Genomic DNA, 23,489 nt, shown 5'->3' on the forward strand with positions numbered 1-23,489 from the left:
CTATTCTCCAAATCAACAAGAGCGAACCATCGCTCAAAAAGAGAAGCCGGAATAACTGGCTCTCAAAAAATTAAAACAGGCAGAGATAGACAGAGGCGTCAAAATGATGAGCAGCGGACTTAAGAAGCCAGAATGGGCAGGCCAGGAACTTCGGCTCGATCCGTTTCATCTTCCGCAGGTCGTGACCTATGCGGCAGAGGATTGCGATGCAGACGTAACCTTCACCATCAGTGAACGTGGTGCAGTCATTCGGCAGATACTGCCTTCGAGCGGCCTGCCCATGTCGATCGCACTGCCGATTAATGCGTTTGTTGGTGTAGCTGCCCGTGCTGTGGAAGATGAGTTTGGTGAAATCACCGTAACGCTCGAGCTGATGCACGAAGATCCGCAGCTTTCCGTGCCACTGCTGGTTGCTCATGATCTGACCGATGTTGCTGCTGACTGGCGTGCATGGGCAGCAGCCTTCAGCCTGCCAATGATGCTGGTAGAAGAAGATGGCGTTGCCCGTCCGCTTTATGAAAGCACTGGTCCGGTCCGCACGGGAGAGCCACAGGCACGCCGTCAGGGACAGGAACCGCGCCGCCGTCGCCCACGCTTCCTTGCTCGTCGCAAGACCGGTTCGCTGGGTGTGCGCATGGTCATTGAAGGCCGTGAGATTATCGCTAGAAATTGAAATGAAACTAGAGCATTTCCAGCAAAAGTGCGAAGCGGTTTTGCGTCGGATAATGCGAAAAAACAAAGAGATAGAGCATTTCCAATGATTCAAGAAAAACAGGAAATGCTCTAAGGCAATCATCACATTCACGTGTGAACACGTTCTCGTCGGATTTCTACACTATCTAAAGAATAACGCACCGCTCGGTGGTCGTCTGGAAAGATGAAGGACCTTTCCAGACATTAAAGGCCCCGATGCCGGAGCAACCAACTTGGCTGACCTCCAGCAAGCCACCCGGATGGTAACCCCATCCGGGTAATTTTTTCTGAAGTGACAATCATATTTGAGTGGTCGTGTATTATTAGACAAGTCTAATATTTATATTGATAAATTGTTATTTCGCTATTTTTTTATTAATTTATAAAACATTAATATTCTTGATATTTTAGGATGTGCATACATGAAATTAAAAGATTGTTTGTTATTTGATAAATTTATAACGACTTCACTTGTGACGATTATTTACTGGTTAGGGCTTTTGGTGAATGTGTCTCTGTCAGTTATCTTCGCTGCAGGGTTTCTTTCTAATGAAGGTATGGTCATAAGAATACTTGGTGGCTTGTTTGTGCTTGTTTTCTCTGCGATCATATGGCGGGTTATATGCGAAGGCATTATCCTGGTTTTCAGGATATATGATCGTTTGACGGAAATTCGGGGTCATCTGGCGACGAAAAAATAGTCGATGGAAGATCAAATAGAGCGGGCAAATCCCCGCTCTATTTACTTGATTTGGTGATGTTTTATTTCTTCCGGCTAAGAAACGCCATCACGGCTTCGCGCGCTTCGTTCGAGGTAAGCCGTTCGGAAAAATGCTTTGCTTCCCGTGCAATGCGGTCAGCGACAGGCTCGGCAGGCATCCGCATCAGGCTGCGAGCAATCTGCATGGCCTGAGGAGGTTTGGCGGCAATTTCTTCAGCCGCTCTTAGCACTTCTGTTTCCAGCTCGCCGCTTTCGACGACCTTATAGACAATGCCTGCCTCGAGGGCTGCCTGTGCGTCGAAGCCATGGCCCAGCGCCAGAAGTGCGAATGCTTTCTGGTGGCCCATCAATGGCGGCGCAAGCAGGCTGGATGCCGCTTCCGGTACAAGTCCAAGATCAACAAATGGCGTGCGGAACAGCGCGTGGCTGGTGGCAAATGTCAGATCGCAATGAAGATGAATTGTTGTGCCGATCCCAATGGCCAAGCCATCGACGCCCGAGACAATTGGCTTTTTCGCACCCGAAAGGGCGCCAAGAAAATCCAGAATATCATTGCCCATGCTGCCGCCAGAAGCCGCAGCCATGAAATCCTGCATATCGTTGCCGGACGAAAAAGCACCCGGAACACCGAGAAACACATGTACGCGCACGTCTTCATCCGCATCGCCATCAATAAGCGCCTTGGCCATGGTGGCATACATGGCACGTGTAATGGCATTCTTCTTGTCAGCGCGGTTAAGCCGGATGATTTGCACAGCACCTTTGCGTTCGATCAGAACATGCTCGCTCATGATCAGGCCTCCAATGCAGATTTGGCCGCAGCGAGGCTGGATGCGCCGGTGATGACCGTATCCTTCAACGAGCTGACTTCGGCTAGCATGTTTTCGGCAAAGAAGCGGCAAAGGGCAGCACGGCCTGCATCGTCACTGTTAAGGGCTGCACGCGCCAGATAAGCACCGCCAGCGGCCAGCGACAGCAGACGCTGGTAAGGCGTGGCACCAGCCAACGCTTCCTCTGTCCGGCCTTCGCTTGCTGCTTTCTGCAACCATTCAGTGGCTTCACGGGCTTCATTGATGGCAGTGGACAGACGCAATCCTGTTTCACCAAGCTCAGGACGGTTTGAGGCCTTGGCCTTGTCTGCTTCTTTCTGCAATTCTGCGAAGAAGCCCGCAATATGCTCCCCATTACCAAGCGGCAATTTGCGCAACACGAGGTCTATAGCCTGAATGCCGTTGGTGCCTTCATAGATCGGGGTAATACGCGCATCGCGGAGCAATTGTGCAGCGCCGGTTTCTTCAATAAAGCCCATGCCGCCATGGATTTGCACGCCAAGCGAAGCAACATCCACACCGACATCGGTTGCAAAACTTTTGGCCAAAGGCGTGAGAAGACCTGCACGATCCGACCAGAATTGCGCGTCAGCACCCTCGGTTGCATGGCTCATATCGATAGCATGAGCGCAGGAATAGGTAACGGAGCGGGCAACCTGTGTCAGCGCCTTCATGGTGAGCAACATGCGTTGCACATCCGGATGTTCGATAATCGGGCTCATGCCAGCTTTTGGATCAGCGCCGACGGCGCGGCCCTGTTTGCGTTCCTTGGCGTAATTCAAAGCTTGCTGATAGGCTGCTTCCGCGACACCAACCCCCTGAATACCGACCAGAAGGCGAGCATTGTTCATCATGGTGAACATGCAGGCGAGACCGCGATTTTCTTCGCCGATCAGATAGCCGACAGCGCCTGTTTCCTCGCCTTTCACAAACCCATCGCCATAGATCATGGTGCAGGTAGGGGAGGCGTGAATGCCCATCTTGTGCTCAAGGCCGGAGCAGAACAGATCATTACGTCGTCCAAGCGAACCATCCGCATTGACGAGGAACTTCGGTACGAGGAACAGTGATATGCCCTTGGTCCCAGCAGGCGCATCGGGCAGGCGGGCCAGAACCAGATGCACGATATTGTCGGTCAGGTCATGCTCGCCATAGGTGATGAAAATCTTTTGGCCAAAGATGCGGTAGCTGCCATCGTCGCTGCGCTCTGCACGTGCTCGCAAAGCACCCAGATCAGAACCGGCTTGCGGTTCGGTCAGATTCATAGTGCCCATCCACTCGCCGGTGATGAGCTTTTCAAGATAGGTGTCTTTCAGTTCTTTCGAAGCGTGCTTTTCCAAGGCTTCGACCGCGCCCATCGTGAGCGTGGGAGCGATAGCAAAAGCAAGTGTACCGGAGTTCCACATTTCGCTGACGGCGACCGACATCATCGTCGGGAGGCCCTGTCCACCATATTCGGGGGTTCCGGTTAGCGAGTTCCAGCCACCATCAATCCAGTCGCGATAAAGCTCTTTCCAGCCGGGCGCCGTGGTGACAACGCCGTCCTTGACGGTCGCACCATGCCTGTCGCCGGTAATGCGAAGCGGCTCGACGCGCTCGGCGGCAAACTTGCCGGCTTCTTCCAGAATAGCTTCCGCCAGATCGGCGGAAAATTCGGGAAAACGGTTGTCTTCAATCGCCTTCTCAAGGCCTGCGACCTTCATCAGCGTATGCGAAATTTCAGAAACCGGCGCGCGATACATCTTTCCTCCTAAAAACCTCTTCCTCAAAAGGCTCCGAATTGCCTGCAAACCTCTGACAATCCGTTCAGCCCAATGGCTGGTCATAAGTAAGAGCTATCGGCTTATTACGTAAACGTCAATATTCACACGATGAAGTTATCGATAGTTTGAAGAATGGTTGTGGCATTATTCAGCTTGGTCGCGACTGAGACGTGCAGCACGCAGCCGAGCGGTCTTCGCATCTACGGCATCACGTTCGCTCTGCAGAATGGCTTTGGCGGCCTTATCTGTCGTCGCGTTCTTCGCTTCCATTCTCGAAGGATTGGACTTGAAGAGCGTATCTTTGGTCAGGTTTTCTTTTTCGTTATCTGACATGAGTGGTTCTCCAAAGACCCTATTACAGCTTCGCTATATTTGATTGCGCCATTTTCCTCAGCCCAATGCCTTACACCATGTTAGATCGAAGGCGATGTTACGCGGCACATTTGAAGCATGTCTCTCAAAAGTGGGAATGGGTTCTGGAACAAAGACATGCGTAAAAGCAAAGGCTTAAAGTGTAGCGCACGGATATGATAAAATGCATTGCGCTCTAATGTGCTGGAGGGCATCTGGGTCTGGCTGAATCAGATTGGCGCTCAAACTGTTGGTCTTCACGCATTGCCCATGCAAACCGCTTGACCCTTTTTGTAAGCGCTCCAGAGGAATTTTGGGGACTCAGCAAAGAACAGCGGTAAAAATTAAAAGGCCGGGCAATACCCGACCTTCATATTGTCTCAACGATCAGTGCCAGTACATCCGTGGTCAAAGGTCGGAGACAAATCTCTTTGCTCTATTATCTGGGCGAAGCTGTTTAGAACCTCGCCCAAAAAATAATTAGAGAGCCTGCAGGTTTTCTGCAGCGTTCTTGCCCGAACGACGGTCTGCGACCACGTCGAAGCTAACCTTCTGGCCTTCGTTCAGCGAATGCATGCCCGAACGCTCAACAGCCGAGATGTGTACGAACACGTCTACGCCGCCGTCATCAGGCTGAATGAAGCCGAAGCCCTTGGTTGAATTAAAGAATTTTACTGTTCCGTTTGCCATGTTGAATTCCTTTCAAATCGCACGGTTAAAATATAATGGATCGAAATCCATCGCCGAATTTCACGAGTTTGAAAGAAATACCGGGTGGCGAAAGCACGCCGCAACATTCGAAAACAAAATCGATGCCCGATATATATGCGGCATTCCCGGCTTTTACAAGGCGCTTTTCCAAAAATCATAAAAATACTATTATGAATATAAAATATTGTAATCCGAATATTGGGAAGGAACGTTGCAACTATATAGCTTTTCGAGCTTAACGCATGGGGGGTTGTAAATCGCAACCAGAATAACGGCATATGGAAATTCCGGCGTTTACGAAATTTTCTTGGTCTTAAATTAGAATATCAGCATGTTCAAAGGGACCGTTATATGACGTTCGTACCGTACTTCCTGACTGTTAATCTGACGGTTTCATGCGTCTTTATCCTGACTTTTGCTTTTGTTGCTATTCAGGAACGCAATTACTCTGCCCCACGCTGGTTCACGCTCGCGTCTATATCCTCCGCACTTGTCGCAATCTTCGGATACTGGATTCCGCTTGCAACCAATCCACGGCTGCTTGTGCCTGTTTCATTCGCGCTTCTGATAGCAACCTTTCTCGCAATAATTCTTGGCCTGCAAAGCATCTACAGGCAAAAGACGGACTGGAAGCTTATTGGCGGGTTCTTTCTTGCCGCCATTGTTTGTAATGTTCTGATTTACGATCTGCCCCGCACATCGTTCCTGCATCGTTTTCTCTATCAGTTGCCACTCTGTCTTGTTCAGCTTCTGATGATCAGGGTGATCTATCGCTCTGGAATGCCGCGTCTGGTTGATAAGCTGATGATGGCCCTCGCGACCTTCAGTTGCCTTCATTATCTGTCGAAAGCCTTTCTCATCACTTGGCCTGGATCTGATATGCGGCCTGAGGATGAAGCCAATACACTACATGTGCTTGTCTCGCTTTCTATTGGCGTTTTCGTGCAAGTCGCCCGCGGACTATTGCTGCTGTTGAGCACGGTTTCACACATGGTGGGGGAGGCCAGTGAGCAATCAGAAGTCGATGAGCTTTCTCAGATTTATAATCGACGTGGTTTTGATCGCCATGTTTCCCGCGTGCTGGTGCGTAAGGGCGCGCGTATTCATTACTCGGTGATTATGAGCGATTTGGATTTCTTTAAACGCGTCAATGACACCTACGGACATGATGGCGGCGACCGAGTGATTGCGGCCTTTGGCAAATTGCTCAAAACACGATTGCCCCGATCAGCCGTGGCTGCGCGTATGGGTGGAGAAGAATTTGTTGTCTTCATTCCAGATAGCGATATGGCTGCTGCCGAATCTCTGGCGCAAAGCCTGCGCCAGGCATTGTCTGAAATGCGTTTTGCAGGAAAGGCGCCGGATTGGGGGCCTACTGCAAGCTTTGGTGTGGCTGAGCAAGTGGACGACGAGGGCTTTTATGAGACGATGCGTCGCGCAGATGCAGCACTCTACCAGGCCAAAAAGGCAGGACGAAACCGCGTCCATATCGCTTGAATTACTTGCCTGAGCGTTCTCGCTCAACGGCTCTCCAGCCAATGTCCGAGCGATAGAAACCTTCCGGCCAGTCGATCTTTTTGACTGCATCATAGGCATTGGCCTGTGCTTCAGCGACCGTTTCGGCAATAGCTGTAACGTTAAGCACGCGCCCGCCGCTGGCAATGAGCTTGCCGTCTTTCTCTGCTGTGCCAGCGTGGAAGACTTTCAGGCCGTCAATGCCTTCGAGTTTGTCGAGGCCGCGAATGACACTGCCTTTTTTCACGTTGGTTGGATAGCCTTCCGCAGCCATGACGACCGTAAGCGCTGGTTGGTCTTTCCATTCAAGCGAAACTTCATCGAGTTTGCCATCAACGGCTGCATTGATGAGGTCGAGCAGGTCTGTTTCAAGGCGCATCATCAGCACCTGACATTCAGGGTCACCGAAGCGGGTGTTGTACTCAATGAGCTTGGGTCCGTCTTTGCCGATCATCAGCCCTAAGAAAAGTACGCCGGAGAAAGGTGCACCGATTTCTGCCATGCCACGCATGGTTGGCTCGATCAGCTCGCGCATGGTGCGCTCGACGATTTCCGGTGTCATCACAGGGGCAGGGGCATAGGCTCCCATGCCGCCGGTGTTTACACCCGTATCGCCATCGCCGACGCGCTTGTGGTCTTGTGCTGAGCCGAGTGGCAGCGCGGTCTTGCCATCGCAAATGCAGAAGAAGCTGGCTTCCTCGCCGTCAAGAAACTCTTCCACGACCACTTCGGCACCAGCGGAACCGAATGCGCCTTCAAAGCATGCATCGACGGCGTCGAGCGCTTCATCAAGTGTCATGGCAACCACCACGCCTTTGCCTGCGGCAAGACCGTCGGCTTTGACAACGATGGGGGCGCCCATTTCACGGACATAGGCTTTGGCTTTTGGCGCATTGTTGAAGCGACCGTAAGCACCAGTCGGAATATCAAAGCGGGCACAAAGGTCTTTGGTGAAGCCTTTGGAGCCTTCAAGCTGGGCTGCGAGCTTTGATGGTCCGAAAACGCGAATGTCGGCCGCAGCGAGATCGTCGGCAAGGCCTGCTACAAGCGGCGCTTCCGGGCCTACGACAACAAGATCAATGGCTTTTTCTTTGGCAAAGGCGATGACGGCTGCGTGGTCGGTCACATCGAGCGCTACGAGTTCTGCATATTCAGCAATGCCGGGATTGCCGGGCGCGCAATAGAGCTTTTCGAGCTTTGCAGATGCGGCAAGTTTCCATGCCAGTGCATGTTCGCGGCCACCAGAACCGATCAACAGAACTTTCATGCCTTGCTCCCTGCGCGTGAGATAAGTAAATAACCAGTTAGAGCGCCGTGCGCCCTCTTGGGAGCTACACAAGGACGCTCTACCTTATTTAATCTACGCATCGTGCTTTCCAAAAATCGATTCCGATTTTTGGGCCGATGCTGTAGTTACTTCGGGTCTCTATTGCCCATCGCGCGTGCGAGCAAGGGCAGTATCGCAATTTTTCGATAAAAAGCGGGAGAGGCCGTCGCAGTTTCAGGAAAGCAGGCAATCATGCAGCACTTAGGGGCAAATTCGGATGTCCAGTCGCGGGAAACTCGCGGAAGGGTCAAGGACGCGCCATCTGGCCATTGGGTCTACCGTATTCTGCCGCCATGGCTCTGGCCTTATGCTCAGCTTGCGCGTTGGGATCGGCCAATAGGCTGGCAGCTTCTGCTGTGGCCATGTTGGTGGTCGGCGGCACTGGTTGCAGGCGCCGGTGCACAGCCGGGCGACGGTGCATGGGCGGTCATGCCATCACTCTGGCATCTCGTATTATTCTTTATTGGATCCGTCGCTATGCGCGGTGCCGGCTGCACCTATAACGACCTTGCCGATCAGGATATTGACGACAAAGTTGATCGTACCCGGTCGCGGCCGCTGCCGTCAGGGCAAGTGACGCGCAAACAGGCCAAGCTGTTCCTGGTCTTACAGGCCCTGGTCGGGCTGGCTGTTGTGTTGCAGTTCAACTGGTTCTCGATCGGGCTTGGGGTTGGCTCACTGCTGATCGTCGCGGCCTATCCTTTCATGAAGCGATTTACTAATCTGCCGCAAGTGGTGCTTGGGCTTGCCTTCTCCTGGGGTGCGCTGATGGGCTGGGCAGCTGTGGAAGGTTCACTCGCGCTTCCGCCTGTGCTGCTTTATATTGGTTCGATCCTGTGGGTGATCGGCTATGACACGATCTATGCTCATCAGGACAAGGAAGATGATGCGTTGGTCGGCGTCGGCTCGACTGCGCGCCTCTTCGGAAAACATACGAAGACAGCGCTGATGGTGCTTTATGGTGGTGCGATCGGGTTTTTCGCGGCGGCTTTCGCTGTGGCTCAGGTGCCAATGCCTGCGCTGGCAGGTCTGCTTGCCGCAGGTGCACATCTTTATCGCCAGATCATTGTGCTCGATATTGATAACCCGGATCAGTGTCTGAGGTTGTTTAAATCGAACAACATTGTCGGGTTGATTATCTTTTTAGGCCTCGTGCTGGGAAGTCTTTGGGTGGCGGTCAAACCGCTGGTCTAGAATATATAAAAAGGCCACCAAAACGGTGGCCTTTTTATTGTTCCTTTATGGATAGAGCCTGTCCTTGTTCCAGTCGCCATCCGGCGTGGGTCGCGTAAACAACACGCGGTCATGCAGGCGGAAGGGACGGTCATGCCAGAACTCAATGGAAGTTGGGCGAATGCGGAAACCAGACCAGTGAGCAGGGCGAGGAATATCACCAATGACATATCGGGCCGTATATTCGGCAACGGCCTTTTCGAGTGCAAAGCGGCTTTCAAGCGGTCGCGACTGTTTGGATGCCCAGGCACCGATGCGGCTGCCGCGCGGGCGTGAGGCATAATAAGCGTCGGCTTCTGCGTCACTGACCTTCTCGACAGGGCCACGCACTCGCACCTGACGGCGCAATGATTTCCAATGGAAACACATCGCGGCTTTCTCGGCAGACAGAATTTCCTGTCCCTTCGTGCTTTCATAATTGGTGTAGAAGACGAAGCCGTGCTCATCGAAATCCTTGAGCAGCACCATGCGCACATTGGGCAGGCCGTCCGGATCGACAGTGGCCAGAGCCAGTGCATTCGGATCGTTCGGTTCGCTCCTGGTTGCATCATTGAGCCATTCAGCGAAGAGGTTGAATGGTTCTGAGCTTTGGGTGAAATCTTCGGTGGCGCTGGTCATATCTTCTGTTTCGCAGTTCGATTGGAAAGCATGTTCGCTTATTTGCGGTTAGGAACCTCGTCCAATTCGTAAGCTTTGTCCATGCCTGGTTGTTGCGGCAGATTACACAAGCATGTTTTGCGCGCGGAGCCAGTTTTCAAACAAGCTTGGCCACACTTCAGTCGGCGTTCCGGGGCGACCCATGCCAAAGCCGTGACCTCCCGATATGATGGGGTGAAAATCCACTGCAATGTTCGCCTGCTCGCAAGCCCGCTGCATGATGCGACTGTTTGCAGGGTTTGAAATCTTATCGTCGTCGGCTTGTGTCAGAAAAATTGACGGGCAGTTTTTGCCCACATGGCTCTCAACCGACCATTGCCGAACCGCTTCGTTGCTGGGATGCTTCCCTACGAGGGAGCGCCGTGTTGAAGTGTGGTCATACGGCGCTTCGAGTGTGATAACAGGATAAATGAGTGCCGCAACATCTGGCCGCGCAGATTGCATGTCGACACCATCGACGGGCTCGTAGGATGCGTAAGCTGAGCGCGTGGCGGTGAGGCCCATCAGATGGCCACCCGCTGAAAAGCCAAGCGCACCGATCCTGTGCGGGTCGATATTCCAGTTTGAAGCTTGCGCACGTACAACACGAAAAGCACGTTGCGCATCTTGCAGCGGTGCCAGTGGCCCATTTGTCCAGCCCTCGATGGGCAAGCGATAGGTCAGCACAAAGGCATAAATGCCTCTTTCAGCAAGCCAGCGCGCTGCAGGGTTGGACTCTTTGCCTTCCTCGATGCGCTTATATCCGCCACCGCCGGCAATGATCATAGCAGCACCGTTTGGACGGTCAGGAACGAAAATCTCGAGACCTGGCACGGCAATGTTCGTGACGGCACCTTTTGCACTGACCTGTGAAGAGCCGCTCGGGCCACCACCACCGGGTGGGGAGTTGGGCCAGAGCGAAATCTTGGTGCTTTGTGCCTTTGCGACCAAAGCAGGCATGTTGATTGTTGTGGCAATGACTGCGCCACCAAAAAGTAAGCCACGGCGGGAAATCACATTTTCCTCCTTGGATCGGTATTTTTGCAATCTGAAAATCAATGATGGCAGATTTAGAGCACATCCCTAGAAGTGTGAAACGGCTTTAGCTGCTCCCAAACAAGGATAGAGTTTGAGTGATAGAAGCTGTGCTCACCAATTTTATACCGTTGTCCTTTGGTATTGATTTGTTTACCTTGCCCGCGAACCGCTTGTTAACTCCATATCCCCCATAATTCCTACATCTTTAGGATGTATTTAAGGGAAGACCGTTGGCTGCTCTATCCGCTCGCCGCGAAAAATATGACGACTCTACAGTTTCTGGTATGGCACTTCTGCGTCATGCGGCTCTTGCTATGGTTGTTCTGTCGTTGGCTGGTTGTGCCATGGGTGGAGTCAGTATCGAGAAGGCGGCGCCTGATTCTTCAACGATCACGGGGTCAGTGAAACCTGCGCAGAAAACTGAGACGGATACAGGCAAGCTCTCCGATCAGTCGACCATCAAGAGTATCGTATCGGCGCTCGATTTCACCCAATGGGGCAAGACGCCAGTTCCGTGGGCAAATCCGGATACTGGTAGTCAGGGAACAATCACGACGGTTGCTGAGACAAAGTCTGGCGATGGTCTGTGCCGCCAGTTTGAGACGTCGCGTGAAGCCTTCGACGGCGTTTCCATCTATCGCGGTGAAGCCTGCATGCAGCGCGGCGGTCAGTGGACGGTGACTTCATTTGCACCAATTTAAAGCATTTCCAGCAAAAGTGGGAACCGGTTTTGCGTTCGGACATGCGCAAAACAAATAGATAGAGGGGTTCCAACGTTTCAATCTTAACGAGAACCGCTCTAAGCTTTTTGGGAAACTGGCCTCTGTAACTCTGGAAGTTTCTGAGCTTAGTGCGCATATTATGGCAAACTGAGTCTAACGACTGAGATTACAGTCATTTTTCCTGAATGAGGACTTTTATGCGCGATCCCTATAGCGTGCTGGGCGTCGCTAAAACGGCGAAGCCCGAAGAAATAAAATCGGCTTTTCGCAAGCTGGCCAAAAAGCACCATCCGGATCAGAACCAGGATGACCCAAAGGCACAGGAGCGTTTTTCGGAGATCAACCAAGCCTACGAGATCGTTGGCGACAAAGACAAGCGCGGGCAGTTTGACCGTGGTGAGATTGATGCCGAAGGCAAGCCTGTCTTTCAGGGTTTTGCCGGGCAGGGCGGCTTTGACGGGCATGCTGGCTTCGGCGGCGGCGGTGATCCATTTGCAGGCTTTCGCCAGCGTGGGGGTGGTCCGCAGGGCGGCTTTGGCGGTGCGGAAGACATATTGAACGATCTGTTCGGTGGTGCTTTTGGCGGCGCTCGTGGTGGCGCACGTCAGCAGCGCGGCCCTGTGAAAGGCAGTGATCTTTCTGCGTCGATCAACATTACGCTTGAGCAGGCAGCCGGGGCCGACAAGGTCGAAGCCGTATTTCCGAATGGCAAGCATCTGAAGATCAAGCTCCCGCAGTTTGTTGAAGATGGTCAGACTATCCGGCTTAAAGGGCAGGGTGAACACATCGTGGGCGGTACGCCCGGCGATGCTCTGGTGACAATCCACTTCAAGCCAAGCACGCGCTTCAAGCTTGAAGGCCGCGATGTTCATGTTGATCTTCCGGTCGAGCTTGCCGATGCGGTTCTTGGAGGCAAAGCGGAAGTCGATACACTCAACGGACGCATCGCCGTCAAGGTGCCGGCATGGTCCAGTTCCGACAAGGTGCTGCGCCTGAAAGGCAAAGGCCTGCCACTCAAAGCTGGTGGTCATGGCGATCTCTATGTCCATGTCCGTATCATGCTGCCGGAAGGCGGCGACGCAGAGCTGGAAGAGTTTTTGCGCAAGCGTAAGGCTGACTAAACTGTACCGGGGCTGGAAGCAGTTGCTGCATTCAGCCCCGGAAACTACCCGTGCTGGCACATTCCCCACCTTTAGCCGATGCACGAGCACAACTCTGCTGTGCGATAAAATCACAATACCCGGCTTTTTACGCGCAATTGCTTGAAGCTGTTGCAAGCCTGTGCGATAGGGCATCTAGTTGATTATATTTCGATGAGGACCCTTAATGACCGCAAAGTCAGGTTTGTTGCAGGGCAAGCGCGGATTGATTCTGGGCGTAGCCAACAACCGTTCCATCGCCTGGGGTATTGCCAAGGCTGCTCGTGAAGCTGGTGCGGAACTCGCATTCACTTATCAGGGTGATGCGTTGAAGAAGCGCGTCGAGCCACTGGCTGAAGAATTGGACGCTTTCGTCGCTGGACATTGCGATGTCGCTGACGGTGCAAGCATTGATGCTGTTTTTGAAGCACTTGAAAAGAAGTGGGGCAAGCTCGACTTCGTCGTGCACGCGATTGGTTTCTCCGACAAGGATGAACTGACTGGCCGTTATGTCGACACAAGCGAAGCCAATTTCCAGAACACGATGCTGATTTCAGTTTATTCGCTGACGGCAATTTCGCGCCGTGCAGAAAAGCTGATGGCTGACGGTGGTTCTATTCTGACGCTAACCTATTATGGTGCTGAAAAAGTTATGCCGAACTACAACGTCATGGGCGTTGCAAAGGCAGCACTTGAAGCAAGCGTAAAATATCTCGCAGTTGATCTTGGACCACAGAATATTCGCGTTAACGCGATTTCAGCTGGCCCGATCAAGACGCTTGCCGCATCCGGCATTGGCGATTTCCGTTATATTCTCAAGTGGAACGAATATAACGCGCCGCTGCGCCGTACCGTGACCATCGATGAAGTAGGTGACGTCGGTCTCTACTTCCTCTCCGACCTGTCTCGCTCGGTTACCGGCGAAGTGCATCATGCCGATAGTGGTTATCACGTCATCGGCATGAAGGCGGTCGATGCACCGGATATCTCGGTCGTCAAGGACTGAGCCGGACAATACCAAATCCCGAAAAGTTGACCGACTTTTCGGGATTTTTCTTATGTCTTTCCGGTTAAGGAAGGCTATCGAGTAAAGAGCACATGCGCAAAACTGCGCGTCACACGATGAAATCAAGCGGCAGATAGAGGTAGGCTTTTGGCTCGGGAGATCATCTACTTTTCGCGTCACGGCGAGACCGACTGGAATGTTTCGCAGCGCATTCAGGGGCAACTCGATATCGATATCAACGCCCATGGTCGCACGCAGGCCGATCGCAATGGTGATATGCTGAAATCGCTGATCGGCAATGGGGCAGGTTACGATTTCGTGGCAAGCCCGCTGCGCCGCACGCGCGAAACCATGGAACGTATTCGTTTACGCATGGGGCTCGACCCTTACGACTTTCGCACCGATCCGCAGTTGATGGAAGTGAATTTCGGCGACTGGCAAGGCTTCATGATGGAAGATATTGCCAAGGAGAGCATCGATCTCGTCGAAGCCCGCGCCCGCGATAAATGGAATTTCATCCCGCCGGGCGAAACTGCCGAAAGCTATATGCGGCTCTCGCAGCGTATTGGTCGCTGGGTCGAAGCCGTGGAATGGCCAACTGTTTGCGTGACGCATGGCGGCTGCATACGCACCCTGTTTTATCTCTATGGCGATATGGACGGCCACGCCGCCGCAAACCTCTCCATTCCGCAGGATAAAATTCTGAAGTTTGAAAACGGCAAGCTTGAGTGGGTTTAAAAAGCCGGATAGCTTTTCAGGTCTATGAAGCGGTGTCGTTATATCCGCGCTGAAAAGCTTCATCTTGCGAGAAAAATATGCCCTTCAAGCGCTTTGCAGTTATTGCAGATATTCATGGCAACAGCGATGCATTGGCGGCTGTGTTGGCTGATATCGATGCCTTGCGTATTGAAACCATTATCAATCTTGGTGACCATCTGAGCGGGCCACTCGCGGCCCGTGAGACGGCGGACATGCTGATGGCGCGCGAGATAATCTCCATTCGTGGCAATCATGACCGCTGGTTGGTGGAAGAACCTGTTGCCGAGATGGGGCCTTCGGATCGCGTTGCTTTTGAGCAAATCGAAGAGCAGCACTTTGCATGGCTCCGCAATTTGCCCGCGACGCTGACACTGGCGGATGGGCAGATTTTCATCTGCCATGGTACGCCGACGAGCGACACGACTTACTGGCTGGAAACCGTTACAGCAACCGGCGATGTCGTTCTGCGTGGCCGTGATGAAATTGAAGCGGAAGCAGAAGATATTGCTGCCTCGCTTATTCTTTGCGGTCATACGCATATGCCGCGCGTGGTGCGTTTGAGTGACGGTCGTCAGATCGTCAATCCCGGAAGCGTAGGCTGCCCGGGCTATGATGATGACCAGCCGGTGCCGCATATTGTCGAGACCGGAACGCCGAATGCCTCTTATGCCATAATCGAAAGCAGCGCGTTGGGCTGGCAGGTCATGTTCCGTAGCATTCCCTATGATACGGCACGTATGGCTTCGCTGGCCGAACAAGCGGGCAGGCCGGAATGGGCTCGTGTCATCCGCAGCGGATGGCTTCGGAAGGCATAGGGTTGTAGGTCGTAAAACGCCTTTATTGCCATTTGGCAAAAATATGCTATCTTTCCGCCATAAGGAAGGTGAGCGATGGAACTTCAACCAATCAGCATAACGCCCGCAGGCGGCCTGACAAGCGTGATCACCGACGAGGAAGCGGGTGCACTTGCAAGGACCACGGTTAATTTGCTCAAGGCATGGAAGCTGTCGGATGCTGAGGCCTGCACACTTTTGGGCGATATGTCCCCGCGCACCTGGGCGCGCTGGAAAGAAGGCACTATAGGCCGCATTGATCGCGATCTGCGGATGCGGATGGCGCATCTCATGGGCATTCACAAAGGCCTGCGTTATCTGTTTCGAGATGTAGCGCGCGGTTATGCCTGGATCAGGAAGCCGAATGCTGCCTTTGGCGGGCTTTCGGCGCTTGATCTCATGCTGCGTGGTGAAATCTCCGATCTCGCTGCCCTTCGTGACTGGCTGAATGCGGAGCGCGGTGCATGGTAAGTGGGTTGGCCGTAAAGCGCCAAGTTCAATGGCCGCAGACTTATCGCATCATCCGCTCTATCCATCCCCCCATTGATCTTTTTGAAGATATTGCCGACCCCCGTGATTGGGAGGCCTTGGCTTCTGTTGAAGAGAAAACCAATCCGCGTATTCGTTTCGAGATCGGTGATCTCGGTAAAGTGCCTGCCGACCGGCGAGTAGCGGGCCATGGTGCATCATACGTGATGGCACCGTTCGTGCATTGCTCCACGCAGCGACCCGGTCGCTTTAGCGACGGAAGCTACGGTATTTATTATGCTGCGGACCGGGAAAATGTGGCAGTTGCTGAAACCATCCACCATCATGAAAAATTCATGCGCGCGACCAATGAAGAACCTGGCTGGACCTCAGACTTTCGGGCGCTGATTGGGAGTGTCGACCGGGAACTCGATGATGTGAGCAAGGTGCCGGACGTGCTTGATCCGGTTGATTATACGGCTTCACATGTCGAGGGGCGAGAACTGCGCGCTCAGGGGAGCCATGGGCTGCTATGGCCAAGTGTGCGGATGCGCGGCGGGTTCTGTATCGGGATTTTTTGGCCGAATGTTATAACGATTCCCGTTCAGGGACGACATTACAGCTATCACTGGAACGGAGCCCGCGTCGATTTTGTTCGTCAATACGACACGGGTACGGTGCTTGAGGTTAAAGCATCCCCAGTAACAGTGGAGACCGGTCTTGCGTAAGGTCAATGCTTAAAAACAAATACTTAGAGCGGGAACCGCTCTAAGTGATATTTAAGGCGCTTCCTGAATGTCGGTAATGAAGCGGGTATTGTCAGCCTCATCATAGAGAATGATAACCTTCATGCCTTTGGAAATGGCGGAATAGTCAAACTCGCCGGGCAATTTATAGGTCTTGCCATCATCCAGCGTGATTGTCTCTTTGTCTTGATTAATGCCAGTGATCTTACCCTCGACATCATCCGCCATGGCGACGGTCGAAAAGAGAGAGGCAATGATGAAGATCAGTCCCACAATATACTGCATGGGTGTCATCCTCCGTTTGAGTGCCCGACCGTCAACTGACCGATTCGACACGAATTGCATTTTGCGCAATCACTTTCCCTCTGGTTGTATTGCTTGACTGTACGAGTAGAAAAGGGGCAGCGCAATGTGATTATTTCCCCCATTTTAGTCGGTGGAATGTGTCAAAAAGAATGCGGTATGTGGATGATCCGAAGGATTTTTTGCGATCTCAATGCTCCTATTACGAGCTATAATTTGACCATGGCTGAAAAGGCCAATAAAACCAGCCCGTATCCTGCCTGAAAAGGCGCATTCCTTAATCGGGCTTAGCAATGTCTCATAACAGTTTTGGTCATCTCTTCCGCGTAACAACCTGGGGCGAAAGCCACGGTCCGGCGCTTGGTTGTGTGGTGGATGGCTGTCCTCCCGGCATCACCTTCACGGAAGCCGAAATCCAAGCCTATCTCGACAAGCGCAAGCCCGGCCAATCGAAATACACAACACAGCGCCGCGAGCCGGATCAGGTGCGCGTGTTGTCCGGCGTACTGCTGGGCGATGATGGTGTGACCATGACCACCACCGGCACGCCAATTTCGATGATGATCGAAAACACCGATCAGCGCTCTAAAGATTACGGCGATATCGCGCGCCAATATCGTCCGGGCCATGCCGATTATGCCTATGACGTCAAATATGGCATTCGGGATTATCGCGGCGGTGGTCGCTCTTCTGCGCGCGAAACGGCTGCACGCGTTGCAGCCGGCGCCATCGCTCGCAAGATTGTGCCGGGCCTCGAGGTCAAGGGTGCGCTGGTTGCCATGGGTGTGCACGGCATCGACCGTCGCCGCTGGAACTGGTCGGAAGTGGACAACAATCCTTTCTTCTCGCCCGATGCCGGTTCGGTCGAGCTGTTCGCGGATTATCTCGATGGCATTCGCAAGAGCGGATCGTCGGTTGGCGCGGTCATTGAGATTGTCGCTGAAGGCGTGCCTGCTGGCATCGGAGCGCCGATTTATGGCAAGCTCGATCAGGATATCGCAAGCCTGCTCATGTCGATTAATGCCGTCAAGGGTGTGGAAATTGGCAATGGTTTTGAAGCTGCACGCCTGACAGGTGAAGAGAACGCTGATGAAATGCGTATGGGCAATGACGGCAAGCCATTGTTCTTGTCCAATCATGCGGGTGGGGTTCTGGGCGGTATTGCAACGGGCGCACCAGTTGTTGCGCGTTTTGCAGTGAAGCCAACCTCATCGATCCTCACGCCACGCAAATCCATTGATAAGGACGGCAAGGAAGTGGACGTGATGACCAAGGGGCGTCATGATCCTTGCGTGGGTATCCGCGCAGTGCCGATTGGCGAAGCGATGGTCGCCTGCGCAATTGCTGATCATTATCTGCGTCATCGCGGTCAGACGGGGCGCGTGTGACGGGTAAGACCAATACCCCATCGGTGCAACTCGTTGGGTATTGATTAAGCCTGTATGGCGACTGAACATTTTCCAGGCGTGATGCGTCAGCATCTTAGCGCCTTGGTATGAAGAGAATAGTTTCAGGAACTGAGGGCCGGTTTTCGACTGAAGCTGTGGTACAACCATTGAGGCTGAAATGAGCTATAATCAGAAACAGGTCGTTGATGCGCTGCGCGCTTTCGAACGTGGCGAAATCGTTGTGGTCATGGATGATGACGGACGCGAAAACGAAGGCGATCTGATCGTTGCCGCCGTTCACTGCACGCCCGAAAAGATGGCCTTTATTGTGCGCTATACGTCTGGCATCGTGTGCACGCCGATGCCACGTGAAGAGGCCAAGCGACTCAATCTTGCGCCAATGGTTGCTGAAAACGAATCCGCTCATACGACGGCTTTCACCGTTACCGTTGATTACCGTCACGGTACGACGACCGGCATTTCAGCTGACGACCGCACGCTTACGGTGCGCAATCTGGCGAACCCCAATGCTGGCGCTGGCGATTTCGTACGTCCCGGCCATATTTTCCCGCTTATTGCGCGTGAAGGCGGTGTGCTGATGCGCTCTGGCCATACCGAAGCGGCAGTCGATCTCTGCAAGCTTGCAAACCTGCCGCCCATCGGCGTCATCTGCGAACTGATCAATGATGACGGCACGGTTATGCGTGGTCCTGACGTGACAGCATTTGCTGAAAAGCATGCGCTGCATCGCGTAACGGTCGCGGACCTCATCGCCTATCGCCAGCGTAAGGAAACGCTGGTCAAGCGGGTCGGTGACGCTACAATCGGCACCTGTGCTGGCGCGGCGCATGCCTATACTTACGAACTCCCATGGGAGCCGATGCAGCATGTGGCGGTGGTCTTCGGCGATATTCGTGATGGTGAGAATGTGCCTGTCCGCCTGCACCGCGAAGATGTGCTGAGCGATGTTTTCGGCAAAGGTGGCAACAATCTCGACGAGATCATGAAGCGTATGGGCAAGGAAGGCCGCGGCGTTCTGGTTTATCTGCGTGAAGGCTCGGTCGGTGTGCGTTCTGATCACCGCGATGCCCGTGCGCGTGAAGCTTTGCTGGCGGAACATGAAGCTCATGCGGAAGCTGTTGCCCGCGAGGAAGAATGGCGTCAGATCGGTCTGGGTGCACAGATTTTGAAAGATCTTGGTATCACTTCGATCGTGCTTTTGGCATCGCGGGAGCGTCACTATGTCGGGCTCGAAGGTTTCGGCATCAACATATCGCGCACGGAAATCATCTGACATAGTGCTGTCTGTTAAAGATGCTACAGGAGCGCCATGACCACACGGCTTTATTGGCATCCGATCTATCTTGAACATCGCGTACCGCCCGGACATCCCGAGCGGCCCGACCGCATTCGTGCGCTGATGAGTGAGCTGGAAGGACCGGATTTTTACCGTCTTGATCGTGTGGAAGCACGGGCTGCTTCGGAAGATGCCATTCTGCTTGTGCATCCAGAAAGCTATGTCGAAACGATCCGCAATGAGATTCCCGACCTCATTGATGACGAAGACGCACCGCAACCGATCAACAAGCTCGGTGTCGATACCTATGTGAGCCCGAAAAGCTGGGAAGCGGCCCTGCTGGCAATTGGTGCGGCCAACGCTGCAGTCGATGATGTGTTTTCCGGGCAGGCGGATAATGTGTTTGTCGCTTCACGTCCACCCGGCCATCATGCCGAACTTTCTACAGCGATGGGCTTCTGCCTTTTCAACAATGTTGCCATCGCCGCCCGTCATGCACAGCGCAATCACGGTGCCGAGCGTGTCGCAATCGTCGATTGGGACGTGCATCACGGCAACGGTACACAGGATATTTTCAAAGACGATCCGAGTGTTCTCTACTGCTCGACACATCAGTTTCCGCTCTTTCCGGGTACGGGTGGGAAAGATGAGGTGGGTGTCGGCAATATTGTCAATGCACCGCTTTCACCCAATACCGGCAGCCGCGCATTTCGCGAGGCATTTAATAGTCGTGTATTGCCCGCTTTGGACAACTTCCGGCCCGATTTGATCCTTATTTCAGCAGGCTTCGACGCGCATTTCCGCGATCCTCTGGCCGAGATCAATCTCGATGAGGCGGATTTCGATTGGGCGACGGGCAAGCTCATGGAACGTGCTGAACGGTTCTGCAATCACCGACTGGTAAGTGTGCTTGAAGGTGGATATGATCTTGAGGGCTTGTCGCAGTCCGCGTCTTCTCATATTACGCGGCTGTTGAAAGGATAAACCATGGTAACCGAACCGTCCAACACCGACATTGCAGTTATGAGCTTCGAGGATGCCTTGAAGCAGCTTGAGAAGATCGTCGATGATCTGGAGCGGGGTGATGTGCCGCTGGAGGAATCCATTCGCATCTATGAGCGCGGCGAAGCGCTAAAGAAGCATTGCGACACGCTGCTGAAATCGGCTGAAGACAAGGTCGAGAAAATCCGCATTGGCCGCGATGGTCAGCCTGCTGGCACTGAGCCGCTCGACGCTGAATAATTAAAACATTGCCTTGAGCTGGGCGGCGTAGGGCGCAAGCGCGCCGCTCAGAAGATAGGGGCCAAGTCCCCATACAAGCGTCCATCCGGCAGCGCCCACCACATTGGCGCATAAAAAATGCAGCGGGTTCATTTTCATGGACCCGGCGACAATGCCGTTCAATTGTCTCAGAAGCACGACGAAGCGCGCAGTTGCGACCACGTAAATGCCTTTGCTCTCAAACATCCTCTCGAATTTATCGAGCCGTTCAGGCGTAAGTTTTACATAATTTCCATAGCGAAGGATGAGCGCTCTTCCGCCGAAGCGCCCAATGGCATAGCCGGTGCAGTCGCCCAAGACCGCGCCGACAAATACAGCCAGAATAACCATTTCGATATTCAGCGTGCCATGCAGTGCCAGAAGCGAACTTGCGATGAGGGCACTTTCACCGGGAAGCGGTGCGCCGAAAGATTCAAAATAGACAATAATGAAAAGTGCCAGCGCGCCGTAGGCGGTGATGTAGGGCTCAATGAAGCTCATCATTAAAAAGTGGCACTTTCAGAAGACAAGATATGAAAAGGCTCCGGCGCGAACCGGAGCCAGCATATATAATTGGTTTTTTCAGCCGATGGAACGTTTGCCGGTGATCTTGTGGTAAGCCCACAAAACTATAATTGAACCGATAATGGCAATGATCAGACTGATTGGATCGAAGGCGCCAGTGACACCACGACCGAAAAGAGATGAAGAAAGAACGCCGCCAACAATTGCCCCGACAATGCCCAGCGCAATGTCGAAGAACAGTCCTTGACCGCTTTTATTGACGATCTTGCTGCCGATGAAGCCGGCAATCAGACCCAGAATAATCCAGCTTATAACAGACATCTAATATCTCCTATTGCGCAAATAAGTTTTTGCATCAGGCAGTTAGAAAATTTTCACAATAGCTTCGATTTGGCAAGGTATAATGCTTGTCAAAAGAAGAAACTTATTTCACCTTAACTTATCGCATGTGAGAAAATCACAGCGTCCAACAGGGAGTATCGCGTGATGGGAAGCTATGACGACAATTCCAACAATTCGCCGATCCCCGGCGGCAGTCTTGCCAAGCCGGTTCTGATTGCACTTGGGGCGCTTCTGGTCGGCAAGATGCTGAAAGGGCACAGCGAGGAGCCCGAACAACCTGCGTCCATCCCGGACCAGTCTGCTCCTCAGCAGGCCGATAGCGGCGGCGGTCTGCTCGGCGGCATTCTGGGTGGCCTTGGGGGCTTGCTTGGTGGAGCGCTTGCAAGCGGCAGTGCATCTTCTGCTCCGGCAGCACCCGGCTCACTCGGTGGTGGTCTTGGTGGCTTGCTCGACCAGCTCAAACAGGCAGGTCTTGGCGACAAGGTGGATTCCTGGGTAGGGCAGGGTAGCAATCATCAGATTGAACCAGGCCAGCTTGGCGATGCACTTGGTCAGAAGACCTTGAGCGAAATCGCAGCACATGCCGGCATTGACCAGCAGGAACTGCTCAATCAGCTATCGCAGGTTCTGCCGGGACTGGTGGATAAGCTGACGACCAACGGTCAGGTGCCTGATACGAACGAATTGTCGCGACTGTTGCACAATCGCTGACACAGCTCTATTTTTTAAGAGCATTTCCAGCAAAAGCGCGAAGCGGTTTTGCGTCGGATAATGCGTAAAGCAAATGGCGACAGCGGTTCTGACATCTGAAGTTGGTTCGAACCGCTGTGTGCATCACGCACCGGCATACAGCTTGCCGGTGCGCTTTAATTTGGTGGTAGCCCGATGAGTTTCTTTCCATGCCCTGATCCGGTTCTTGGCGACAGGACCACTGTGGATGCCATCGAAACGCTGGTGATTCCGCGGACGAGTGATATTGGAGGGCTGGAGGTGCGGCGTGCGCTTCCCACGGTTCGCCGTCGCCTTGTCGGGCCGTTTATCTTTTTTGACCGAATGGGGCCAGCGGTTCTGCGTGATGGCGATGCGCTTGATGTGCGTCCGCATCCACATATCGGACTTTCTACCGTGACTTATCTTTTTGACGGCCATATCCGGCATCGTGATAGCCTTGGCACCGAAATGGTGATCCAGCCCGGCGATGTAAACCTGATGACGGCGGGGAAGGGGATTGTCCATTCCGAGCGCTCGCCTGAAGAAGAGCGTAGCGGCCCGCTGTCGATTTCGGGCGTGCAGACATGGCTTGCTCTGCCGGAGCAGTTTGAAGAAATCAACCCGGAATTCTTCCACACCAACGCGCCAGATTTGCCGCTGATGGAGGATCGTGAGTTCAAGGGACGTCTTATCATCGGCTCGATGCATGGTGTTAATTCGCCAGTCATCCAGCACGCCGAAACGCTCTATGCGGATATTGAAGTGCTGCCGGGTGGGCGTTTTCATATTCCACCAACCACAGAAGAACGCGCAATTTACACGCTGCGCGGCAATGTCGGTATTGCAGGCGAGGTGTTCCCGCCTGACCGTCTGCTGGCATTTCGACCGGGCGATGATATTGTGGTGCAAGCAGGGCCGGAAGGCGCGCATTTCATGCTTTTTGGTGGTGCGGCGCTTGGTTCCAAGCGTTATATCTGGTGGAATTTCGTGTCGTCTTCCAAAGAACGCATTGAGCAGGCAAAAGAAGAATGGCGCACGGGCCGCTTCGATATTGTGCCTGGTGACGAGGACGAATTCGTACCTTTGCCTGAATGATTTTGCATGAGCATCGCATAGGACACGATGTCTCGTTATGCGTAATGTAAGCTTTGGCCTGCTTGATCTGAGCAGGA

The 23,489-nt window shown here is 53.3% G+C and carries 27 protein-coding genes; 17 read left to right on the forward strand and 10 right to left on the reverse strand.

The genetic code is table 11. The annotated features are described in order from the left end of the window. The first annotated feature begins 103 nt into the window (after positions 1–103). Both C9380_RS03035 and C9380_RS03040 read left to right on the forward strand, forming a co-directional pair. Positions 104–673: a DUF6101 family protein gene (locus tag C9380_RS03035; RefSeq protein WP_024896133.1), complete on the forward strand. Its 570-nt coding sequence runs from the start codon at positions 104–106 to the stop codon at positions 671–673. Between the two features lie 442 nt (positions 674–1,115). Next, positions 1,116–1,394, forward strand: coding sequence for a DUF4282 domain-containing protein (locus C9380_RS03040; RefSeq protein ID WP_111786230.1), 279 nt, complete (start codon positions 1,116–1,118; stop codon positions 1,392–1,394). Between the two features lie 61 nt (positions 1,395–1,455). Here C9380_RS03040 and C9380_RS03045 read toward each other — a convergent pair whose 3' ends face one another. The 4 genes from C9380_RS03045 to C9380_RS03060 all read right to left on the reverse strand — a co-directional run bounded on the left by C9380_RS03045 (position 1,456) and on the right by C9380_RS03060 (position 5,048). Continuing rightward, positions 1,456–2,205, reverse strand: coding sequence for a crotonase/enoyl-CoA hydratase family protein (locus C9380_RS03045; RefSeq protein ID WP_105705331.1), 750 nt, complete (start codon positions 2,203–2,205; stop codon positions 1,456–1,458). A gap of 2 nt (positions 2,206–2,207) precedes the next feature. After that, the gene (locus C9380_RS03050; RefSeq protein WP_128092967.1) at positions 2,208–3,986 is read right to left on the reverse strand and encodes an acyl-CoA dehydrogenase family protein; all 1,779 of its coding nucleotides are present in this window, start codon (positions 3,984–3,986) and stop codon (positions 2,208–2,210) included. A gap of 165 nt (positions 3,987–4,151) precedes the next feature. Then, the gene (locus tag C9380_RS03055) at positions 4,152–4,340 is read right to left on the reverse strand and encodes a hypothetical protein (RefSeq protein WP_100559616.1); all 189 of its coding nucleotides are present in this window, start codon (positions 4,338–4,340) and stop codon (positions 4,152–4,154) included. Between the two features lie 498 nt (positions 4,341–4,838). Next, the gene (locus C9380_RS03060; protein WP_024896137.1) at positions 4,839–5,048 is read right to left on the reverse strand and encodes a cold-shock protein; all 210 of its coding nucleotides are present in this window, start codon (positions 5,046–5,048) and stop codon (positions 4,839–4,841) included. A gap of 372 nt (positions 5,049–5,420) precedes the next feature. Here C9380_RS03060 and C9380_RS03065 point away from each other — a divergent pair, with 372 nt between their 5' ends. Then, positions 5,421–6,566 (forward strand): GGDEF domain-containing protein, encoded by a 1,146-nt coding sequence (locus C9380_RS03065; RefSeq protein WP_100559614.1) that lies wholly within the window; start codon positions 5,421–5,423, stop codon positions 6,564–6,566. Between the two features lies 1 nt (position 6,567). On the opposite strand, the gene purD is transcribed toward C9380_RS03065, so the two are convergent. Continuing rightward, positions 6,568–7,851 (reverse strand): phosphoribosylamine--glycine ligase, encoded by a 1,284-nt coding sequence (purD, locus tag C9380_RS03070; RefSeq protein WP_128092968.1) that lies wholly within the window; start codon positions 7,849–7,851, stop codon positions 6,568–6,570. A gap of 252 nt (positions 7,852–8,103) precedes the next feature. Between purD and ubiA the strand changes: the two genes are divergently transcribed. Continuing rightward, on the forward strand, positions 8,104–9,105 hold the full coding sequence (gene ubiA, locus C9380_RS03075) for a 4-hydroxybenzoate octaprenyltransferase (RefSeq protein WP_128092969.1): 1,002 nt from the start codon (positions 8,104–8,106) through the stop codon (positions 9,103–9,105). Between the two features lie 45 nt (positions 9,106–9,150). On the opposite strand, the gene pdxH is transcribed toward ubiA, so the two are convergent. Both pdxH and C9380_RS03085 read right to left on the reverse strand, forming a co-directional pair. Then, a complete protein-coding gene (pdxH, locus tag C9380_RS03080; protein ID WP_024896141.1) occupies positions 9,151–9,762 on the reverse strand; it encodes a pyridoxamine 5'-phosphate oxidase in 612 nt (203 codons plus the stop codon). A 102-nt stretch (positions 9,763–9,864) separates the two neighbouring features. Next, the gene (locus C9380_RS03085) at positions 9,865–10,797 is read right to left on the reverse strand and encodes an alpha/beta hydrolase (RefSeq protein WP_128092970.1); all 933 of its coding nucleotides are present in this window, start codon (positions 10,795–10,797) and stop codon (positions 9,865–9,867) included. A gap of 251 nt (positions 10,798–11,048) precedes the next feature. Here C9380_RS03085 and C9380_RS03090 point away from each other — a divergent pair, with 251 nt between their 5' ends. The 7 genes from C9380_RS03090 (at position 11,049) to C9380_RS03120 (ending at position 16,473) form a co-directional block, all read left to right on the forward strand. Continuing rightward, complete coding sequence (locus tag C9380_RS03090) at positions 11,049–11,519, forward strand: RT0821/Lpp0805 family surface protein (RefSeq protein ID WP_235822326.1); 471 nt, start codon at positions 11,049–11,051, stop codon at positions 11,517–11,519. Between the two features lie 218 nt (positions 11,520–11,737). Beyond that, a complete protein-coding gene (locus C9380_RS03095; protein ID WP_111786235.1) occupies positions 11,738–12,661 on the forward strand; it encodes a DnaJ C-terminal domain-containing protein in 924 nt (307 codons plus the stop codon). 205 nt (positions 12,662–12,866) lie between these two features. Then, entirely contained in the window at positions 12,867–13,685 is an 819-nt protein-coding gene (gene fabI, locus C9380_RS03100; RefSeq protein ID WP_007873744.1) for an enoyl-ACP reductase FabI, read from the forward strand. Between the two features lie 147 nt (positions 13,686–13,832). Next, complete coding sequence (locus C9380_RS03105; protein ID WP_094541566.1) at positions 13,833–14,423, forward strand: histidine phosphatase family protein; 591 nt, start codon at positions 13,833–13,835, stop codon at positions 14,421–14,423. A 77-nt stretch (positions 14,424–14,500) separates the two neighbouring features. After that, positions 14,501–15,259, forward strand: coding sequence for a metallophosphoesterase family protein (locus tag C9380_RS03110; protein ID WP_128092971.1), 759 nt, complete (start codon positions 14,501–14,503; stop codon positions 15,257–15,259). Positions 15,260–15,334: 75 nt separating this feature from the next. After that, entirely contained in the window at positions 15,335–15,748 is a 414-nt protein-coding gene (locus tag C9380_RS03115; protein ID WP_024896148.1) for an MbcA/ParS/Xre antitoxin family protein, read from the forward strand. Continuing rightward, a complete protein-coding gene (locus C9380_RS03120) occupies positions 15,742–16,473 on the forward strand; it encodes an RES family NAD+ phosphorylase (RefSeq protein ID WP_128092972.1) in 732 nt (243 codons plus the stop codon). The genes C9380_RS03115 and C9380_RS03120 overlap by 7 nt, the downstream gene beginning before the upstream one ends. A gap of 51 nt (positions 16,474–16,524) precedes the next feature. Here the strand turns inward: C9380_RS03120 and C9380_RS03125 are convergent, their stop codons facing one another. Continuing rightward, the gene (locus C9380_RS03125) at positions 16,525–16,776 is read right to left on the reverse strand and encodes a DUF1344 domain-containing protein (RefSeq protein WP_024896150.1); all 252 of its coding nucleotides are present in this window, start codon (positions 16,774–16,776) and stop codon (positions 16,525–16,527) included. A 311-nt stretch (positions 16,777–17,087) separates the two neighbouring features. Between C9380_RS03125 and aroC the strand changes: the two genes are divergently transcribed. The 4 genes from aroC to C9380_RS03145 all read left to right on the forward strand — a co-directional run bounded on the left by aroC (position 17,088) and on the right by C9380_RS03145 (position 20,721). Continuing rightward, on the forward strand, positions 17,088–18,182 hold the full coding sequence (gene aroC, locus C9380_RS03130; RefSeq protein WP_128092973.1) for a chorismate synthase: 1,095 nt from the start codon (positions 17,088–17,090) through the stop codon (positions 18,180–18,182). Positions 18,183–18,360: 178 nt separating this feature from the next. Continuing rightward, on the forward strand, positions 18,361–19,476 hold the full coding sequence (ribB, locus tag C9380_RS03135; protein ID WP_100559596.1) for a 3,4-dihydroxy-2-butanone-4-phosphate synthase: 1,116 nt from the start codon (positions 18,361–18,363) through the stop codon (positions 19,474–19,476). A 36-nt stretch (positions 19,477–19,512) separates the two neighbouring features. Beyond that, complete coding sequence (locus tag C9380_RS03140) at positions 19,513–20,463, forward strand: histone deacetylase family protein (protein ID WP_128092974.1); 951 nt, start codon at positions 19,513–19,515, stop codon at positions 20,461–20,463. A 3-nt stretch (positions 20,464–20,466) separates the two neighbouring features. Then, entirely contained in the window at positions 20,467–20,721 is a 255-nt protein-coding gene (locus C9380_RS03145) for an exodeoxyribonuclease VII small subunit (RefSeq protein ID WP_007873761.1), read from the forward strand. On the opposite strand, the gene C9380_RS03150 is transcribed toward C9380_RS03145, so the two are convergent. Together C9380_RS03150 and C9380_RS03155 are read right to left on the reverse strand one after the other, a co-directional pair. After that, positions 20,722–21,240 carry a DedA family protein gene (locus tag C9380_RS03150; protein ID WP_128093622.1) on the reverse strand — a complete coding sequence of 173 codons (519 nt, stop codon included), beginning with the start codon at positions 21,238–21,240 and terminating at the stop codon, positions 20,722–20,724. An 81-nt stretch (positions 21,241–21,321) separates the two neighbouring features. Then, positions 21,322–21,585 carry a GlsB/YeaQ/YmgE family stress response membrane protein gene (locus C9380_RS03155; protein WP_024896155.1) on the reverse strand — a complete coding sequence of 88 codons (264 nt, stop codon included), beginning with the start codon at positions 21,583–21,585 and terminating at the stop codon, positions 21,322–21,324. A gap of 165 nt (positions 21,586–21,750) precedes the next feature. Here C9380_RS03155 and C9380_RS03160 point away from each other — a divergent pair, with 165 nt between their 5' ends. Both C9380_RS03160 and C9380_RS03165 read left to right on the forward strand, forming a co-directional pair. Next, on the forward strand, positions 21,751–22,317 hold the full coding sequence (locus C9380_RS03160) for a YidB family protein (protein WP_024896156.1): 567 nt from the start codon (positions 21,751–21,753) through the stop codon (positions 22,315–22,317). Positions 22,318–22,491: 174 nt separating this feature from the next. Beyond that, complete coding sequence (locus C9380_RS03165; protein WP_128092975.1) at positions 22,492–23,412, forward strand: pirin family protein; 921 nt, start codon at positions 22,492–22,494, stop codon at positions 23,410–23,412. Positions 23,413–23,489: the final 77 nt, after the last annotated feature.

It is taken from the genome of Brucella pituitosa, from assembly GCF_003049685.1.
GTDB classification, from domain to species: Bacteria; Pseudomonadota; Alphaproteobacteria; order Rhizobiales; family Rhizobiaceae; genus Brucella; species Brucella pituitosa.

Coding starts and splice junctions, on each gene's coding strand:
- C9380_RS03035 (WP_024896133.1), top strand. CDS start 104: ATGATGAGCAGCGGACTTAAGAAGCCAGAATGGGCAGGCCAGGAACTT.
- C9380_RS03040 (WP_111786230.1), top strand. CDS start 1,116: ATGAAATTAAAAGATTGTTTGTTATTTGATAAATTTATAACGACTTCA.
- C9380_RS03045 (WP_105705331.1), bottom strand. CDS start 2,205: ATGAGCGAGCATGTTCTGATCGAACGCAAAGGTGCTGTGCAAATCATC.
- C9380_RS03050 (WP_128092967.1), bottom strand. CDS start 3,986: ATGTATCGCGCGCCGGTTTCTGAAATTTCGCATACGCTGATGAAGGTC.
- C9380_RS03055 (WP_100559616.1), bottom strand. CDS start 4,340: ATGTCAGATAACGAAAAAGAAAACCTGACCAAAGATACGCTCTTCAAG.
- C9380_RS03060 (WP_024896137.1), bottom strand. CDS start 5,048: ATGGCAAACGGAACAGTAAAATTCTTTAATTCAACCAAGGGCTTCGGC.
- C9380_RS03065 (WP_100559614.1), top strand. CDS start 5,421: ATGACGTTCGTACCGTACTTCCTGACTGTTAATCTGACGGTTTCATGC.
- purD (WP_128092968.1), bottom strand. CDS start 7,851: ATGAAAGTTCTGTTGATCGGTTCTGGTGGCCGCGAACATGCACTGGCA.
- ubiA (WP_128092969.1), top strand. CDS start 8,104: ATGCAGCACTTAGGGGCAAATTCGGATGTCCAGTCGCGGGAAACTCGC.
- pdxH (WP_024896141.1), bottom strand. CDS start 9,762: ATGACCAGCGCCACCGAAGATTTCACCCAAAGCTCAGAACCATTCAAC.
- C9380_RS03095 (WP_111786235.1), top strand. CDS start 11,738: ATGCGCGATCCCTATAGCGTGCTGGGCGTCGCTAAAACGGCGAAGCCC.
- fabI (WP_007873744.1), top strand. CDS start 12,867: ATGACCGCAAAGTCAGGTTTGTTGCAGGGCAAGCGCGGATTGATTCTG.
- C9380_RS03110 (WP_128092971.1), top strand. CDS start 14,501: ATGCCCTTCAAGCGCTTTGCAGTTATTGCAGATATTCATGGCAACAGC.
- C9380_RS03115 (WP_024896148.1), top strand. CDS start 15,335: ATGGAACTTCAACCAATCAGCATAACGCCCGCAGGCGGCCTGACAAGC.
- C9380_RS03120 (WP_128092972.1), top strand. CDS start 15,742: ATGGTAAGTGGGTTGGCCGTAAAGCGCCAAGTTCAATGGCCGCAGACT.
- C9380_RS03125 (WP_024896150.1), bottom strand. CDS start 16,776: ATGCAGTATATTGTGGGACTGATCTTCATCATTGCCTCTCTCTTTTCG.
- aroC (WP_128092973.1), top strand. CDS start 17,088: ATGTCTCATAACAGTTTTGGTCATCTCTTCCGCGTAACAACCTGGGGC.
- ribB (WP_100559596.1), top strand. CDS start 18,361: ATGAGCTATAATCAGAAACAGGTCGTTGATGCGCTGCGCGCTTTCGAA.
- C9380_RS03140 (WP_128092974.1), top strand. CDS start 19,513: ATGACCACACGGCTTTATTGGCATCCGATCTATCTTGAACATCGCGTA.
- C9380_RS03145 (WP_007873761.1), top strand. CDS start 20,467: ATGGTAACCGAACCGTCCAACACCGACATTGCAGTTATGAGCTTCGAG.
- C9380_RS03150 (WP_128093622.1), bottom strand. CDS start 21,240: ATGAGCTTCATTGAGCCCTACATCACCGCCTACGGCGCGCTGGCACTT.
- C9380_RS03155 (WP_024896155.1), bottom strand. CDS start 21,585: ATGTCTGTTATAAGCTGGATTATTCTGGGTCTGATTGCCGGCTTCATC.
- C9380_RS03160 (WP_024896156.1), top strand. CDS start 21,751: ATGGGAAGCTATGACGACAATTCCAACAATTCGCCGATCCCCGGCGGC.
- C9380_RS03165 (WP_128092975.1), top strand. CDS start 22,492: ATGAGTTTCTTTCCATGCCCTGATCCGGTTCTTGGCGACAGGACCACT.